Below are 15,056 nucleotides of genomic sequence, written 5' to 3'. Positions count from 1 at the left end.
AGCCGGCCTTTGGGCCGGCTTTTCGCTATGCGCATGGCAGCCTTGATTTGTCGTTCATCTGGCCAGAGCCTATTGCGGTCGGATCGAGGAGACTGAGGACATCATGGTCGAAGAATATCTGCACCGCATCCGTCACAAGGGGTTGCGCGACCGCGTGGTGAGCGCCGATCAGGCCGCCAGCCTGATCAAGGACGGCATGGTCCTGGGGATGAGCGGCTTTACCCGCTCGGGCGAGGCCAAGGCCGTTCCGCTGGCACTGGCCGAGCGCGCCCGTCGTGAGCCGCTGAAGGTCACGCTAATGACCGGCGCATCCTTGGGCAACGATCTGGACAAGATCCTGAACGACGCGCATGTGACGTCGCGGCGCATGCCCTTCATGTCGGACCCGTCGCTGCGCCGCTCGATCAATGCGGGTGAGGTCATGTATATCGACCAGCACCTGTCCGAAACGGTCGAGCAGTTGCGCACCGGCCAGTTGCCCGGCGTCGATATCGCCATAGTCGAGGCCGCTGCCATCACCGAAACCGGTGGCATCGTACCGACCACCTCGGTCGGGAACTCGGCCAGCTTCGCCATTCTGGCCGATAAGGTCATTGTCGAGATCAACCTGAACCAGTCCGAGCAACTGGAAGGGCTGCATGACATCTATATCCCGACCTATTGGCCGGTGCGCACGCCGATCCCGGTCGTGACGCCCGAAAGCCGCGCGGGTTTTCCCTATATCCCGATCCCGCCGGAAAAAATCGCGGCGATCGTGCTGTCGAACAAGCTGGACAGCTCATCCACGGTGACCGAACCCGATGACGGCACGCGCGCGATTGCCGGGAACCTGACCGAGTTCCTGAAGAATGAAGTCGCGCGGGGGCGGATGCCTGCATCCCTGCACCCGTTGCAGGCCGGGATCGGCAGCATCGCCAATGCCGTGATGCACGGCTTTATCGACAGCCCCTTCCACGACCTGACCATGTATAGCGAGGTCTTGCAGGATTCGACCTTCGACCTGATGGATGCGGGCAAGATGGTCTTTGCCTCGGGGTCGTCGATCACCTTGTCGGAACCGAAATATGCCGAGGTCATGGGGCGTTTTCAGGACTACAAGCGCAAGCTGGTCCTGCGCCCGCAAGAGATATCGAACCACCCCGAAGTCGTGCGCCGTCTGGGCATCATCGCGATCAATACGGCGCTGGAATTCGACATCTATGGCAATGTGAACTCGACCCATGTGATGGGCACGAACATGATGAACGGGATCGGCGGCTCGGGCGATTTTGCGAGGAACGCTTATCTGTCGGTGTTTGTCACCAAGTCCATCGCCAAGGACGGGCGGATTTCATCGGTTGTGCCGATGGTCAGCCATGTCGATCACACCGAGCATGACGTGGACATCCTTGTGACCGAGCAGGGGCTGGCGGATCTGCGCGGGCTGGCCCCGCGCGAGCGGGCGCAATTGATCATCCGCAATTGCGTGGCCCCGGAATGGCGCGACGGGTTGCAGGATTATTTCGACAGGGCCGTGGCGCGCGGCGGGCATACGCCGCATCTGCTGGAAGAGGCATTGAGCTGGCATGACCGGCTGCGCCGTACCGGGACGATGAAGCCGGAATGAAAAAACGCCCCGCGAGTTTTGCGGGGCGTTTCTTTTTCTGCGCGGTTCCAAATGGGTATTTGGAAAACGAAGAAGATCACCAGGCCGGGATGACGGCGCCCGAGTATTTCTCGGTGATGTATTTCTTGACCGCGTCCGAGTTGTAGGATTCGACCAGCGTTTTCGCCCATGCGGCATCCTTGTCGACCGTGCGGACGACGATGACGTTGGCATAGGGGCTTTCGGCTGCTTCGATGGCGATCGCGTCTTTTTCCGGGTTCAGGCCGGCTTCCAGCGCGTAGTTGGTGTTGATGATCGCGATATCGGCATCGGCCAGCGCGCGCGGCAGCTGGGCGGCGTCGAGTTCCAGGAACTTCAGGTTCTTGGCGTTCTCGGTCACGTCAAGCGGGGTGGGGACCAGACCGGTACCTTCGGCCAGCTTGATCAGGCCCTTGTCCTGCAGCAGCAGCAGGGCGCGACCGCCATTGGTCGGGTCGTTCGGCAGCGCGACCTTGCCGCCCTCGGGCAGTTCGTCGAGCGATTTCAGTTTTTCCGAATAGACGCCCATCGGGGTGGTGATGGTCTTGCCGATGGCGACCAGATCAAAGCCGCGATCCTTGATCTGGTTGTCCAGATAGGGCTGGTGCTGGAAGCTGTTCGCCTGCAGGTCGCCGTCGTTCAGCGCCTGGTTCGGCACGACGTAATCGGTGAACTCGACGATGTCGATGTTCAGGCCCTTTTCCTTGGCGACGGCCGCGACCTGTTCCATGATCTCGGCATGCTCGCCGACCGAGACGCCGACCTTGATGTCCTCGGCCGAGGCCATGCCCGCGATCAGCGCGAAGGCGGAGGTCAGGGCGGCAATGCGAAGTTTACGCATGGTTAGTCCTTTCGGGTTGGAAATTACCGAGTTCAGTTACCGGCCCCGGTTGCGGGGGGCGCGTTTGTCGAAGCGGGCGGCGATCCATTCGCCGAGGCTTTGGACCAGTTGGACCAGAACGATCAGGATGATGACGACGGCCAGCATGACTTCAGGCATGAAGCGCTGGTAGCCGTAGCGGATGCCCAGATCGCCCAGACCCTCGCCGCCGACCGCGCCGACCATGGCCGAATAGCCGATCAGGCTGACCACGGCGAGCGTGAGGCCAAGGATGATGCCGGGCATGGCTTCGGGGATCAGCACCTTGCGCACGATCTGGCCGGGGGTCGCCCCCATGGCGCGGGCGGCCTCGATCAGGCCGGCATCGACTTCACGGATGGCGGTTTCGATCAGGCGGGCGATGAAGGGGGCGGCGGCGATGGTCAAAGGCACGATGGCTGCCGTGGTGCCGATCGAGGTGCCAGCAATCAGCCGCGTCAGCGGGATGATCGCCACGACAAGGATGATGAAGGGGGTCGAGCGCGCCGCGTTCACGATCAGGCCCAGCACGCTGTTCAGCACCGGGGCGGACAGCAATTCGCCGCGCCGCGAGGTCGCAAGGAAGATCCCCAGCGGCGCGCCGATCAGCGTGCCCAGAGCCGTCGACATGGCGACCATGTACAGGGTTTGCAGCAGCGATTCCCACAGGATCGGGATCAGGTTAGCCGACATAGCCAAGCACCTCGGTCAGAAGGCCGTGTTCCTCGAGGAAGCGGCGGGATTCGTCGAGCCGGGCCAGCGGCAGGCCGACGATCAGGCTGCCGAAGGGCTTGTCACCGATTTCCTCGATGGCGCCGGCAAGGATGTTGACGCTGACCCCGCGCTCGGAGGTCAGGCGCGCCAGCATCGGGTCGGTGGCATGGCGGCCGGTAAAGGTGATCTGGACGACCGCCTCGGCCTGCGGGCTGTCGGGTTCGGGGCGCAGCTGGCCCGCGACGAATTGCGGGACGGCGACGCCGGTGACGCCCTGCAGGAACGAGCGCGTCGTCGGATGGGTCGGGCGCGAGAAGACGGCATAGGTTTCGCCGGCTTCGACGATCTTGCCGGCCTCGATCACGGCGACATGGGAACAGATGTCGCGCACCACGGCCATTTCATGGGTGATGAGCAGGATGGTCAGGCCAAGGTCGCGGTTGATGTCCTTGAGCAGGTCCAGCACTTGCCGCGTGGTGTCGGGGTCAAGCGCCGAGGTCGCCTCATCCGACAGCAGCACGCGTGGGCCGGTCGCAAGGGCGCGGGCAATGCCGACGCGCTGCTTCTGGCCGCCGGACAGTTCCGCCGGGTAGCGCGAGGTTTGCGCGGTCAGGCCGACGCGCGCGATCAGTTCCTCGACGCGGCGCGAGATGTTCAGGGGATCGACGCCCGCGATTTCCAGCGGCAGGGCGATGTTTTGCGCCACCGTGCGCGAGGCCAGCAGGTTGAAGTGCTGGAAGATCATCCCGACTTCGCGGCGGATGCCGCGCAGGGCGCTGTCAGATGCCGCGCCGACGTCATGGCCGTTGACGATGACCTGGCCCGAGGAAGGGCGCTCAAGCCCGTTTACCATGCGCAGGAGCGTGGATTTCCCCGCACCCGAACGCCCGATGATGCCGGTGATCGCGCCTTGCGGCACGTCGAGCGCGATGTCCTGCAGGGCCACCACGTCGCCCGCCCCGCCTTTCTGCGGGTAGCGGCGCGTCACGCCCTGAAATGAGATTGCTGGCTCTGCCATGGGTCCGTCCTGAATGTCAGGCGTGACCTATGCGCGGGACGGTCGTCTTTGCAAGAGGCACTTGGCCCGCAAAACGCACATGGCGTTCCATCCGAGGGGTCCCGGATGGAACTTCTTTCCTTTTGTGCGTTTTACGCGGCGGAAAGGGCCGAAATGATCGGTCCGAAATCGGCGGCTTTCAGGCTGGCACCTCCGACCAGCGCGCCGTTGACATGCGGGATGGCAAAGATTTCGGCGGCATTGCCGGGCTTGACCGAGCCGCCGTAAAGCAGCGCCATGTCCGCGCCATCGGCAAAGCGGGCCGACAGACGGTCACGCATCAGGGCATGGACCTCGGCGATCTGGTCGTTGGTGGGGGTGCGGCCGGTGCCAATGGCCCAGACCGGCTCGTAGGCGATCACGGTATTGGTGGCGGTGGCGCCATCCGGGATCGAGCCCGCCAGTTGCGCCGCGATCACGTCCAGCGTCTCGCCAGCGTCGCGCTGAGCCTCGGTCTCGCCAACGCAGATCACGGCGATCAGGCCGGCATCATGCGCGGCCAGCGATTTCGCGGCGACCTGCGCATCGGTTTCGGCATGATCGGTGCGACGCTCGGAATGGCCAAGGATGACGTGGCTGGCACCCGCATCGGCCAGCTGGGCCGCGGCGATGTCGCCGGTATGCGCGCCCGAGGCCTTGGCGTGGCAGTCCTGACCGCCAACGGCCAGCTTGCCTGCAGCGCGGACGACCATCGGGTGGACCAACGTGGCGGGGGAGCAGATCAGCACATCGCAACCCGCGGCGGGCAGGTCGGCCAGAAGCTGGTCGATCTGGTCCAGTGCGGCCAGAGTTCCGTTCATCTTCCAATTGCCGGCAGCGAGTTTGCGCGGGGCCATCAGCCTCTCCCTTTTTTCATCTGTTCGGACAGGGGATTAGGCCGGGCCTTCCGCGCGATCAAGTCAGCGGAAAGGATGTGTGCGCTAACGGAGGTGAAGAAAGTGTCAGACCTGCGCGCGGGTGCCTTCGATCGGGCCGAAGCTGATCGATTCACCGCAGCCGCAGCTGTCGGTGACATTCGGGTTGCGGAACTTGAAGCCGGATTCCAACAGGCCGGATTCGTAGTCGATCTCGGTCCCGAACAGGAACATCTGCGCGGTGGGCGCGATCAGCACACGGGCGGCACCCTGTTCGACGACCTCATCGCCGGGGGCGGGGGTGTCGGCCAGTTCCATCGTGTATTCCATGCCCGCGCAGCCGCCCTTCTTCAGGCCGATGCGCAGACCGCTGGCGGATTTCGCCTCCATCAGCCGGGCGATCTGGCGCTCGGCTGCGGCGGTGATAGTGACGGGGGTCTTGCCGGGGATCGAGAACATTGCGTCTTCCTTGTTCGCTGCCTTTCACATAAGGGCATGCGGGTCCCGTCTCAAGGGGTGCTTGACTTTACCCCGGTCGCGGCTATAAGCGCCGCTTCATTGGTGTTGGTGGACCCCGCAAGGGGAACCCTGTCGGGCCGATCCTTACGGGTCGAGGCCAAAGGACAACGCCCTTCGAGAAGATAACACAAGAAGGAGATCAGCGATGACCAAACGCACCGCTGCCAAGTACAAAATTGACCGCCGCATGGGCGAAAACATCTGGGGCCGCGCCAAGTCGCCGCTGAACAAGCGCGAATACGGCCCGGGCCAGCACGGTCAGCGCCGCAAGGGCAAGCTGTCGGACTTCGGTACCCAGCTGCGCGCCAAGCAAAAGCTCAAAGGCTACTACGGCGACCTGACCGAGAAGCAATTCCGCCGCATCTATGCGGAAGCCGAGCGCGTCAAGGGCGACACCGGTGAGAACCTGGTTGGCCTGCTCGAGCGCCGCCTGGACGCCATCATCTACCGCGCCAAGTTCGTTCCGACGATCTTTGCCGCCCGCCAGTTCGTGAACCACGGCCACGTGGAAGTGAACGGCAAGAAAGTCAACATCGCCTCCTACCGCGTCAAGGAAGGCGACGTCGTCTCGATCCGTGAGCGTTCGCGTCAGCTGGCCATCGTGCTGGAAGCCGTTGCTCTGACCGAGCGTGACGTTCCGGACTACCTGGAAGTCGACCACAACAAAATGGTCGCGAACTTCGTCCGCACCCCGGCTCTGGGTGACGTGCCCTACCCGGTCGTGATGGAACCGAACCTGGTCGTCGAATTCTACGCGAAGAACTGATCCTTTTCAGTTCGCAAGGTTTCAAGGCCGTCCCTTCGGGGGCGGCCTTTTCGTTTGCGGCGCGGTCCCATGGGTATTTGAAAAACGGTGAAGCCCAAGGGTCGTGCCTGGCAGATCACAATCGGCGGAAGTCATGCAGCTGTGGATTGCAGCTTGCGGCATGATTTCGGATGGATGGGCGCAATTCTGAACTTGGGGGATGCGATGCGGCAGGCTTTCGCACTGATGTTGATCGGAGCGGTTTTGGGCACGGGGTTGCCCGCAACGGCGCAGGAGGCCGAAGCGCCCGCCTCGGATGAACGGCTGTGGACCTGCGAGACTTCGATCGCCGGTGAAAAGACCGAGATCAACTATGTCCGCGATGCCGAATTCCGCGAGAATGTCGGCAAGCTGGAAAAGAACCTGTCGGGTTGGGGGCGGATCACCTGTCCGGGCTATGTCTCGCTGCGCGAGATCCTGCGCCGCAACCAGATGACCGATGATGGCAGCTACTGCCTGCTATGGGACAAGGCGAGCGATACCTATGTCGGCGCGCAGGTCGGCGAACGCAAAGGCAATGCCGTTTGCCGCAAAACCTTCTGCGAGAAGGTGAACGGAGCCAAAGCCGCGACCATGCGCAGCGCCAACGATCTGGCGGTGGCCGGTTTCGATGCCGTGACCCAAAGGCCGGGGGCGACGATTCTGGCGGCGACCTCGGGCGGGGTTGTCGGGATGGCGCAAGCGGCGGGAACAGCGGCGGCCACGGCGGCGGCCGGGGTCGCAGCCTCGCCGGTGGCAGTGGGATCGCTGATGGTCGGCACGGCGGCTGCGGGCGGGACCATGTGGTATTGCGCCGACGAATGACGTGACCGGCCTTTTGCCGGGATGTGCCGTCGCGGGGGACTGCGGCGGCATTTTCGCGTCTGATTGATTTGATGCGGGCGGTGCGGGCTATGGCGCGGTGGCGACGGGAACGCGTGGTCTTGCAAGCGCGTGCCAAGCCGCTGTCGTTGAGGCCTGTCCGGTGTGGGGGTGGCGATTGTTCGACTCGGGTTGCCATGCGATAATTTCGCGCCGGATGTTTCTGGCGATTGGGCAAGGTCACGGTCTTGGATCCGAACGCGAAGGCGATCTACGATCTGTATGAGAATGGAAAAGGCCGCCGCTACGGGCTTCTCTTTGGGGTCAATGGTGGTGCCTATGCGCTGGTCGGGCTGCTCATCGGGAAGGATGCGCGGCTGGACGCCTTGACCTGGTCGCCCTTGACGGTCTGGGCCTTTGTCCTGATCCCGATCGCCATGATTATTTATACAGGGCTGATGTATCAGGATATTCTGGCCTTCGGGATGAAAATGCGGGGCTATGCCCAAGAACTCGAGCGTGACCCGGACATCTTCGGTCCCGCGGGCGTCGCGCATCTGCGCTATGTGTGTCTGCTTTTCGCGGTCGCTTGGGCGATGGCGGCCGTGCTGGCTTGCGTTGAAATGTCCTGAGCGTGCCCGTTCGCCCAATGCAAAAGGCCCCGGATTTCTCCGGGGCCTTTGTCATGTGAAGCAGATCAGGCTTTCGCCAGGTTGCGCAGCACGTAATGCAGCACGCCGCCGTTTTCGAGATATTCGATCTCGACCTCGGTATCGACGCGGGCCTTCAGCTGGATCACCTTTTCGGTGCCGTCGGCGTATTTGATCGTCGCGGGGACCAGAGAGAGCGGCTTGAAGTCGCCCTCGAGGCCGTCGATCGATACCGTTTCGGTGCCCTTCAGGCCCAGCGTCTTGCGATTGTCGCCGCCGGTGAACTCGAAGGGAATGACGCCCATGCCGACGAGGTTCGAGCGGTGGATACGCTCGAACGATTCCGCGATCACGGCTTTCACGCCCAGCAGGTTCGTGCCCTTGGCCGCCCAGTCGCGTGACGAGCCGGCGCCGTATTCGATGCCGCCAAAGATCACCAGCGGAATGCCCGCATCCTTGTAGGCCATCGCCGCGTCATAGATCGAGGTCTGCGCGCCATCGGGGCCGGTGGTATAGCCGCCCTCGACGCCGTCCAGCATCTCATTCTTGATGCGGATATTGGCGAAGGTGCCGCGCATCATGACTTCATGGTTGCCGCGGCGCGAGCCGTAGCTGTTGAAGTCCTTCGGCGCGACCTGCCGCTCGGTCAGGTAGACACCTGCGGGCGTCGTCGGCTTGAACGAACCGGCGGGCGAGATGTGGTCGGTCGTGATCATGTCGCCCAGCAGCGCCAGAACGCGCGCGCCGGTGATATTGTGGATCGTGCCCTTTTCCTTGCCCATGCCCTGAAAATAGGGCGGGTTCTGGATATAGGTCGAGGTCGCGGGCCAGTCATAGGTCTCGCTGTCGGTGACCTTCACGGCCTGCCAGCGCGCGTCGCCCTTGAAGACATCGGCATATTTCGACTGGAACATCTCACGCGTGACGATGGTGTCGACCAGTTCGGCGACTTCCTTCGAGGTCGGCCAGATGTCTTTCAGGAAGACCGGCTTGCCATCGGCGGTATGGGCCAGCGGCTCGGTCGTCAGGTCGATATTCATGTCGCCCGCGATGGCATAGGCCACGACCAGCGGCGGCGAGGCCAGATAGTTCGCGCGCACGTCGGGCGAAATGCGGCCCTCGAAGTTGCGGTTGCCCGACAGGACCGAGACCGCGACCAGATCATTCTCGTTGATCGATTTCGAGATTTCGGGTTGTAGCGGACCCGAGTTGCCGATGCAGGTGGTGCAACCGAAACCGACAAGGTTGAAGCCAAGCGCGTCCAGATCTTCCTGCAGGTTCGCAGCCTTCAGGTATTCCTCGACCACCTGCGAGCCGGGGGCCAGCGAGGTTTTCACCCAAGGCTTGCGGGTCAGGCCAAGGGCGCGCGCCTTGCGGGCGACCAGACCCGCAGCCATCAGCACATAGGGGTTCGAGGTATTGGTGCAGGAGGTGATCGAGGCAATCACGACCGAGCCGTCATGCAGCTTGTAATCCTGACCGTCGACGGTGCCTTCGTTATAGCCCTCGTGATGGCCCGCCAGATCGGACGGGGCAGGGGCGCCGCCTTCCGAATTCCAGCGCTTTTCGCCATTCGCGGTGGGCTCGGGCAGCTTGCGGGTGCCGTAGATATATTTGCGGAACTCGAAGGCCGAGTCGGTCAGCGCGACGTGATCCTGCGGACGTTTCGGACCCGAGATGGCCGGGACGACCGATCCCTGATCCAGTTCCAGCGTCGAGGAGTAGACCGGGGCGTAGTCCTTGGTGCGCCAGAAGCCGTTCGACTTGGCATAGGCCTCGACCAAAGCGATGCGCGATTCCTCGCGGCCGGTCTGGCGCAGGTAGCGCAGGGTCTCGTCGTCGATCGGGAAGAAGCCGCAGGTCGCGCCATATTCCGGGGCCATATTGGCGATGGTGGCGCGGTCCGCCAGCGGCATATGGTCCAGACCCTCGCCGTAGAATTCGACGAATTTACCGACCACACCGTGCTTGCGCAGCATCTGGACGACCTTCAGCACCAGATCGGTGGCGGTGACGCCTTCGGTCAGCGCGCCGGTGATCTTGAAGCCGACGACTTCGGGGATCAACATCGAGATTGGCTGGCCCAGCATCGCGGCCTCGGCCTCGATCCCGCCCACGCCCCAGCCCAGAACGGCAAGGCCGTTGACCATGGTCGTGTGGCTGTCGGTGCCGACCAGCGTGTCGGGATAAGCCACTTCGACGCCGTTCTGATCCGTGTCGGTCCAGACGGTCTGGGCCAGATATTCAAGGTTCACCTGATGGCAGATGCCGGTGCCCGGCGGAACCACGCGGAAGTTGTTGAACGCGTTCTGGCCCCATTTGAGGAAGGTGTAACGCTCCATGTTGCGCTCATATTCCAGTTCGACGTTCTTCTGGAAGGCGCGGGGGGTGCCGAATTCGTCGATCATCACCGAGTGGTCGATGACCAGATCGACAGGGTTCAACGGGTTGATCTTTTGCGCGTCGCCGCCAAGGGCTTTGATGCCGTCGCGCATGGCTGCAAGGTCGACCACCGCCGGAACGCCGGTGAAGTCCTGCATCAAGACGCGGGCCGGGCGATAGGCGATCTCGCGCGGGTTCTTGCCGCCGAGTTTTGCCCATTCGGCGAAGGCCTTGATGTCATCGACGCTGACGGTGCGGCCAGCGTCCTCAAAGCGCAGCAGGTTTTCCAGCACGACTTTCAGCGAGGCGGGCAGTTTCGAGAAATCGCCCAGTCCGGCCTCGGTTGCGGCGTCGATCGAATAATAGGCGACGCTTTGTCCGCCGAACTCAAGCTGGCGGCGCGTTTTCGCGGTATCGGTTCCGATTTCGATGGTCATGACTCGGCTCGCTTTCCTTGTATCAAGGTGGCTGATTGGCGGTGTCATCCCGAGATGTGCCCCTTTTCCAAAGACGGATCAAGAGGCCCGGGTAAGATTGTATGCGATTGTATACCGTTAAAATGCTGCAAGTGCAAGATGTGGGTTTAACGCAACGATCACGCCTGCCGCACCACGACCTAACAAAGCATTGATTTGAGAAGACTGCGAGACAAGCGTTAGGTGAGGCGGGACGGAAATATCGGGAACTGCGGGAATTATGGCTTTTGGCATGGCACTGGGCGGCACGCCTTTCGGCGGCTGGCGGCGGACGGAACATCGGGCCGGTCTGCGCCGCAGGTTGACCGTGCTGGCAGTGATCGCAAGCGCCATGATCGCCCAGCCTGTGCTGGCGCAGGATGCCGGTCCGGGCGACTCGCCGATGGGCGGTGTCTCGGACGGTGGACATGTGGGCGAGGGCTGGGGCGACAGTCCGATCGGCGACACGGCGACAGCGGACGTCTCCGGCAGCGATGACGGCCAGATCGGGCTGATCGAGGCACCCGAAGGTGCAAACCACACCAGCCCCGCGACCTCCGATCTGAATGTCGGCACGATCGACGATATGGACGGCCTGCCCGCTTTTGCCGAACGCCGCACCGCGCAGGGCAGGGGCCGCATGGTCGGGCCGATCGGCCATCCGCCCGTGGTGGTCGAGCTGTTCACCTCGCAGGGGTGTTCGTCCTGTCCGCCGGCCGATGAGATGCTGAACGACCTGGCCGAGCGTGACGACATTCTGGCCCTGTCATGGCATGTCGATTACTGGGACTATCTGGGTTGGGCCGATGATCTGGCCCGCCCCGAATTCACCCTGCGCCAGCAGGCCTATGCCCATACCTGGGGTGAGCGCGCGATCTATACGCCGCAGATGGTCGTCGGCGGCGCGGACACGCTGATCGCCGTCCGTCCGGCCGAGTTGATGGCCCTGATCGAAACCCAGATGGCCCGACCCGCGCCGGTTCTGGTGACCTCGGCCCCGCAAGGCGAAGGCTTCCAGATCGACCTGACCCCGCGCGAGCCGATCCGCAACCGCGTCGCCATCCTGCTGGTGCGCTACCTGCCCGAGCGCCAGATCGAGATCCGCGCCGGGGAAAATCGCGGCATGCAGGTCACCTATCGCAATGTCGTCCTTGCCGCCGAGCGCGTCGGCGAATGGGACGGTCGCGCGCCGCTGCGCATGACCGTCACCGCCGAGGGGCCTGCCGGTCAGGACTTCCCGCCCGAAACCCGCCACGCGATCCTTGCGCAGGAAACCAGCAACGATGCCAAGGGGCGGGCCTCGGGTCCGATCCTTGCCGCGATCCGGCTGGACTAGACCGCGCGGCATTAGTGGGCCAGAACATGGCCCGACCGACAGAGATATCCCGAGGCCGAGATGACCGAACCCCGCAAGATCAAACCCTGGCTGAAAGCCACGCTGGAACTGGGGCCGCTGGTTCTGTTCTTTGTCGTCTTCATGCGGATGCGAGAGCAGACCGTCACCATTGCGGGCACGGAATATTCCGGCTTCATCTTTGCCACGCTGGTTTTCATCCCGGTGCTGGTCGCCTCGACGCTGGCGCTGTGGCGGCTGACCGGGAAGCTTGCGCCGATGCAGATCGCCACGCTGGTTCTGGTCGTGGTGTTCGGCGGGCTTTCGGTCTGGCTGAACGATCCGAAGTTCTTCAAGATGAAGCCCACGATCATCTATCTGATCTTTGCGGGCCTGCTGGGTGCCAGCCTTGCGCTGCGCCGCAACTGGCTGGGACTGGTCATGGCCGAGGCCCTGCCGATGAGCGATGCGGGCTGGCGCATCCTGACCGGGCGCATGGCGCTGCTGTTCCTTGGACTTGCCGTCGCCAACGAGTTCGTCTGGCGCAATATGTCTGAGACCGCCTGGGTCAACTTCAAGACCTTCGGCCTGCCTTTGCTGATGGTCGGCTTCTTCATCCTCAACGCAAAGTTGTTTGAACGCCACGCTTTGCCCAAAGACGGCGAATAAGCGCGACGCGCTCTTGCGCCACTTCCTGCGCGGGGGTAACCGGACATCTTACGCACAGGAGTCCGCCCCATGACCGATAAGCCTTTGCATTCGCGCACGCGCGCCGTCCATCACGGCATCCGCCGTAGCCAGTACGGCGAGATGGCCGAGGCTTTGTTCATGACGCAGGGCTTTTCCTATGACAGCGCCGAACAGGCCGAGGCCCGCTTCATCAAGACCGGCCCGGACGAGTTCATCTATGCCCGCTATGGCAACCCGACCTCGCGCATGTTCGAGGATCGCATTGCCAATCTGGAGGGGGCCGAGGACGCCTTCGCCACCGCCAGCGGCATGGCGGCGGTCAATGGCGCGCTGATGAGCTTTGCCAAGCCGGGCGATCACATCGTCTCGGCCAAGGCGCTGTTCGGCTCGTGCCTGTATGTTCTGGACGTTCTGGCCCGTTTCGGGGTCGAGGTCACCTATGTCGACGGCACCGATCTGGATCAGTGGCGTGCCGCCATCCGTCCCGACACCAAGGCCATCTTCTTCGAATCCGTTTCGAACCCGACATTGGAAATCGTCGACATTGCCGGTGTTTCCGAACTGGCCCATGCGGTCGGCGCGCTGGTCGTGGTCGACAATGTCTTTGCCACGCCGGTCTTTTCGCGCGCGATCGAGCAGGGGGCCGATGTCGTGGTCTATTCCGCGACCAAGCATATCGACGGTTCGGGGCGCTGCCTTGGCGGTCTGATCTGCGGCACCCGCCAATTCGTTCGCGAAGTGGCCGAGCCCTATCTGAAGCATACCGGCGGCGCGATCAGCCCCTTCAACGCATGGATGATGCTGAACGGCATCGCCACCATGGACCTGCGCGTGCGCGCCCAGACGCAGACCGCGCTGGAATTCGCGACCGCTCTGCAGGGTGATGGCCTGAAGGTGATCTATCCCGGCCTTGAGAGCCACCCGCAGCACGATCTGGCACTGCGCCAGATGGGGGCGGGCGGCACCATGGTTGCGGTCGATACCGGCAGCAAGGACGCGGCCTTCGCGGCGATGAACCGGATGAATATCTTCCAGATTTCGAACAATCTGGGCGATGCTAAATCCATCGTCACCCATCCGGCGACGACCACGCATCAACGCCTTGCGCCCGAGGTGCAATTGGGTCTTGGCATCACGCCGGGCCTGCTGCGCCTGTCGATCGGACTTGAGGATGCGGGCGACCTGATTGCCGACTTCCGGCAGTCCCTGGCCTAAAAGCCATTACGCAACGTCATGGGGCGGTTGCGCCGCCCCTTTATTTTTCGGACCCAGACCCCAGATTGTTCCCGACCTGCCAACGGAGACGACGATGACCGAGGCCCGCCCCATTGCGACCGACCGCGCCTATCCGGCGCTGTCACGTGAATACCCCGCGGATTTTCGCGTCGATGACGGCTATAAGGCCAGTCTGCCAGATCTGCAGAATGGCCCGGCCAGCCTGATCGTGGGTGCGCGCGCCCCGATCCAGCACGTCGGCATCTCGAATTTCCGCCTGCCGATCCGCTACCAGACCCGTCCCGATTCCACCCATGAATGCGGTGAGATCACGCTGGAGACCAGCGTCACCGGCACGGTCAGCCTTGAGGCCGACCGCAAGGGCATCAACATGAGCCGCATCATGCGCTCGTTCTATGCCCATGCCGAAAAGCGCTTCTCGATCGGCGTGCTGCAAGCGGCGCTGGACGATTACAAGACCGATCTGGAAAGTCTGGATGCCCGCATCCAGATGCGCTTCAGCTTTCCGATGCGGGTGGAATCGCTGCGCTCGGGCCTGAGCGGCTGGCAGTATTACGACATCGCATTGGAACTGGTCGAACGCGCCGGTCAGCGTTTGCAGATCCTGCATCTGGACTATGTCTACAGCTCGACCTGCCCCTGCTCGCTGGAACTGTCCGAGCATGCCCGCCAGATGCGCGGGCAGCTGGCGACGCCGCATTCGCAGCGCTCGATCGCGCGGATTTCGGCAGTGATCACCGGCGATCACCGCATGTGGTTCGAGGATATGGTCGAACTTTGCCGCGACTCGGTGCCCACCGAAACGCAGGTCATGGTCAAGCGCGAGGACGAGCAGGCCTTTGCCGAACTCAACGCCGCCAACCCGATCTTTGTCGAGGACGCCGTGCGGGCCTTTGCCGCCGGGCTGATGGCCGATCCGCGTATCGGCGATTTCCGCGTCGTGGCCAGCCATCAGGAATCGCTGCATTCGCATGACGCCGTCTCGGTGCTGACGCAGGGCGAGACCTTTGCCCATGTCAGCCTTGACCCCTCGATCTTTGCGGGCCTGCGGGCGTGATGTGAACATCGCGTGAACAT

General features: G+C 63.2%; 14 protein-coding genes. 8 read left to right on the top strand and 6 right to left on the bottom strand.

All coding sequences use genetic code 11. The annotated features are described in order from the left end of the window. The first annotated feature begins 103 nt into the window (after nt 1–103). Complete coding sequence (gene scpC / locus GL300_RS10750; RefSeq protein ID WP_155039628.1) at nt 104–1,606, top strand: succinyl-CoA:acetate CoA-transferase ScpC; 1,503 nt, start codon at nt 104–106, stop codon at nt 1,604–1,606. 76 nt (nt 1,607–1,682) lie between these two features. Here the strand turns inward: scpC and GL300_RS10745 are convergent, their stop codons facing one another. The 5 genes from GL300_RS10745 to GL300_RS10725 form a co-directional block, all read right to left on the bottom strand. After that, on the bottom strand, nt 1,683–2,465 hold the full coding sequence (locus GL300_RS10745) for a MetQ/NlpA family ABC transporter substrate-binding protein (RefSeq protein WP_155039627.1): 783 nt from the start codon (nt 2,463–2,465) through the stop codon (nt 1,683–1,685). Nucleotides 2,466–2,501: 36 nt separating this feature from the next. Next, on the bottom strand, nt 2,502–3,176 hold the full coding sequence (locus GL300_RS10740) for a methionine ABC transporter permease (RefSeq protein WP_155039626.1): 675 nt from the start codon (nt 3,174–3,176) through the stop codon (nt 2,502–2,504). Beyond that, entirely contained in the window at nt 3,166–4,215 is a 1,050-nt protein-coding gene (locus GL300_RS10735) for a methionine ABC transporter ATP-binding protein (protein ID WP_155039625.1), read from the bottom strand. Before GL300_RS10735 ends, GL300_RS10740 begins: the two co-directional genes overlap by 11 nt. 131 nt (nt 4,216–4,346) lie before the next feature. Then, nucleotides 4,347–5,090, bottom strand: a complete 744-nt coding sequence (gene tpiA / locus GL300_RS10730) for a triose-phosphate isomerase (RefSeq protein WP_155039624.1) — start codon at nt 5,088–5,090, stop codon at nt 4,347–4,349. A 105-nt stretch (nt 5,091–5,195) separates the two neighbouring features. Beyond that, nucleotides 5,196–5,567, bottom strand: a complete 372-nt coding sequence (locus tag GL300_RS10725) for a HesB/IscA family protein (protein ID WP_155039623.1) — start codon at nt 5,565–5,567, stop codon at nt 5,196–5,198. A gap of 205 nt (nt 5,568–5,772) precedes the next feature. Here GL300_RS10725 and rpsD point away from each other — a divergent pair, with 205 nt between their 5' ends. The 3 genes from rpsD (at nt 5,773) to GL300_RS10710 (ending at nt 7,865) form a co-directional block, all read left to right on the top strand. Then, a complete protein-coding gene (gene rpsD / locus GL300_RS10720; RefSeq protein WP_155039622.1) occupies nt 5,773–6,393 on the top strand; it encodes a 30S ribosomal protein S4 in 621 nt (206 codons plus the stop codon). 204 nt (nt 6,394–6,597) lie between these two features. Continuing rightward, a complete protein-coding gene (locus tag GL300_RS10715) occupies nt 6,598–7,236 on the top strand; it encodes a hypothetical protein (RefSeq protein ID WP_155039621.1) in 639 nt (212 codons plus the stop codon). A gap of 227 nt (nt 7,237–7,463) precedes the next feature. Then, nucleotides 7,464–7,865: a hypothetical protein gene (locus GL300_RS10710; protein WP_155039620.1), complete on the top strand. Its 402-nt coding sequence runs from the start codon at nt 7,464–7,466 to the stop codon at nt 7,863–7,865. A gap of 65 nt (nt 7,866–7,930) precedes the next feature. Here GL300_RS10710 and acnA read toward each other — a convergent pair whose 3' ends face one another. After that, on the bottom strand, nt 7,931–10,702 hold the full coding sequence (gene acnA / locus GL300_RS10705) for an aconitate hydratase AcnA (RefSeq protein ID WP_155039619.1): 2,772 nt from the start codon (nt 10,700–10,702) through the stop codon (nt 7,931–7,933). Between the two features lie 259 nt (nt 10,703–10,961). Here acnA and GL300_RS10700 point away from each other — a divergent pair, with 259 nt between their 5' ends. The 4 genes from GL300_RS10700 to folE2 all read left to right on the top strand — a co-directional run bounded on the left by GL300_RS10700 (nt 10,962) and on the right by folE2 (nt 15,036). Then, nucleotides 10,962–12,056 carry a DUF1223 domain-containing protein gene (locus tag GL300_RS10700; protein ID WP_155039618.1) on the top strand — a complete coding sequence of 365 codons (1,095 nt, stop codon included), beginning with the start codon at nt 10,962–10,964 and terminating at the stop codon, nt 12,054–12,056. Nucleotides 12,057–12,116: 60 nt separating this feature from the next. Beyond that, nucleotides 12,117–12,722: an inner membrane-spanning protein YciB gene (locus GL300_RS10695; protein WP_155039617.1), complete on the top strand. Its 606-nt coding sequence runs from the start codon at nt 12,117–12,119 to the stop codon at nt 12,720–12,722. Between the two features lie 69 nt (nt 12,723–12,791). Beyond that, nucleotides 12,792–13,958, top strand: a complete 1,167-nt coding sequence (metZ, locus tag GL300_RS10690) for an O-succinylhomoserine sulfhydrylase (RefSeq protein ID WP_155039616.1) — start codon at nt 12,792–12,794, stop codon at nt 13,956–13,958. Next, nucleotides 13,930–15,036: a GTP cyclohydrolase FolE2 gene (gene folE2 / locus GL300_RS10685; protein WP_370576849.1), complete on the top strand. Its 1,107-nt coding sequence runs from the start codon at nt 13,930–13,932 to the stop codon at nt 15,034–15,036. The genes metZ and folE2 overlap by 29 nt, the downstream gene beginning before the upstream one ends. Nucleotides 15,037–15,056 lie beyond the last annotated feature (20 nt).

The organism is Paracoccus litorisediminis, from assembly GCF_009711205.1.
Lineage (GTDB): Bacteria > Pseudomonadota > Alphaproteobacteria > Rhodobacterales > Rhodobacteraceae > Paracoccus > Paracoccus litorisediminis.
Note: the sequence above shows the minus strand (reverse complement) of the source record. Positions and strands in the feature narration are given on the sequence as shown.

Bases quoted from the DNA above. Each gene is read 5' to 3' on its own strand.
- acnA (WP_155039619.1), bottom strand. From the start codon at position 10,702: ATGACCATCGAAATCGGAACCGATACCGCGAAAACGCGCCGCCAGCTT.
- GL300_RS10725 (WP_155039623.1), bottom strand. From the start codon at position 5,567: ATGTTCTCGATCCCCGGCAAGACCCCCGTCACTATCACCGCCGCAGCC.
- rpsD (WP_155039622.1), top strand. From the start codon at position 5,773: ATGACCAAACGCACCGCTGCCAAGTACAAAATTGACCGCCGCATGGGC.
- GL300_RS10700 (WP_155039618.1), top strand. From the start codon at position 10,962: ATGGCTTTTGGCATGGCACTGGGCGGCACGCCTTTCGGCGGCTGGCGG.
- metZ (WP_155039616.1), top strand. From the start codon at position 12,792: ATGACCGATAAGCCTTTGCATTCGCGCACGCGCGCCGTCCATCACGGC.
- GL300_RS10740 (WP_155039626.1), bottom strand. From the start codon at position 3,176: ATGTCGGCTAACCTGATCCCGATCCTGTGGGAATCGCTGCTGCAAACC.
- GL300_RS10715 (WP_155039621.1), top strand. From the start codon at position 6,598: ATGCGGCAGGCTTTCGCACTGATGTTGATCGGAGCGGTTTTGGGCACG.
- GL300_RS10735 (WP_155039625.1), bottom strand. From the start codon at position 4,215: ATGGCAGAGCCAGCAATCTCATTTCAGGGCGTGACGCGCCGCTACCCG.
- scpC (WP_155039628.1), top strand. From the start codon at position 104: ATGGTCGAAGAATATCTGCACCGCATCCGTCACAAGGGGTTGCGCGAC.
- GL300_RS10745 (WP_155039627.1), bottom strand. From the start codon at position 2,465: ATGCGTAAACTTCGCATTGCCGCCCTGACCTCCGCCTTCGCGCTGATC.
- GL300_RS10695 (WP_155039617.1), top strand. From the start codon at position 12,117: ATGACCGAACCCCGCAAGATCAAACCCTGGCTGAAAGCCACGCTGGAA.
- tpiA (WP_155039624.1), bottom strand. From the start codon at position 5,090: ATGGCCCCGCGCAAACTCGCTGCCGGCAATTGGAAGATGAACGGAACT.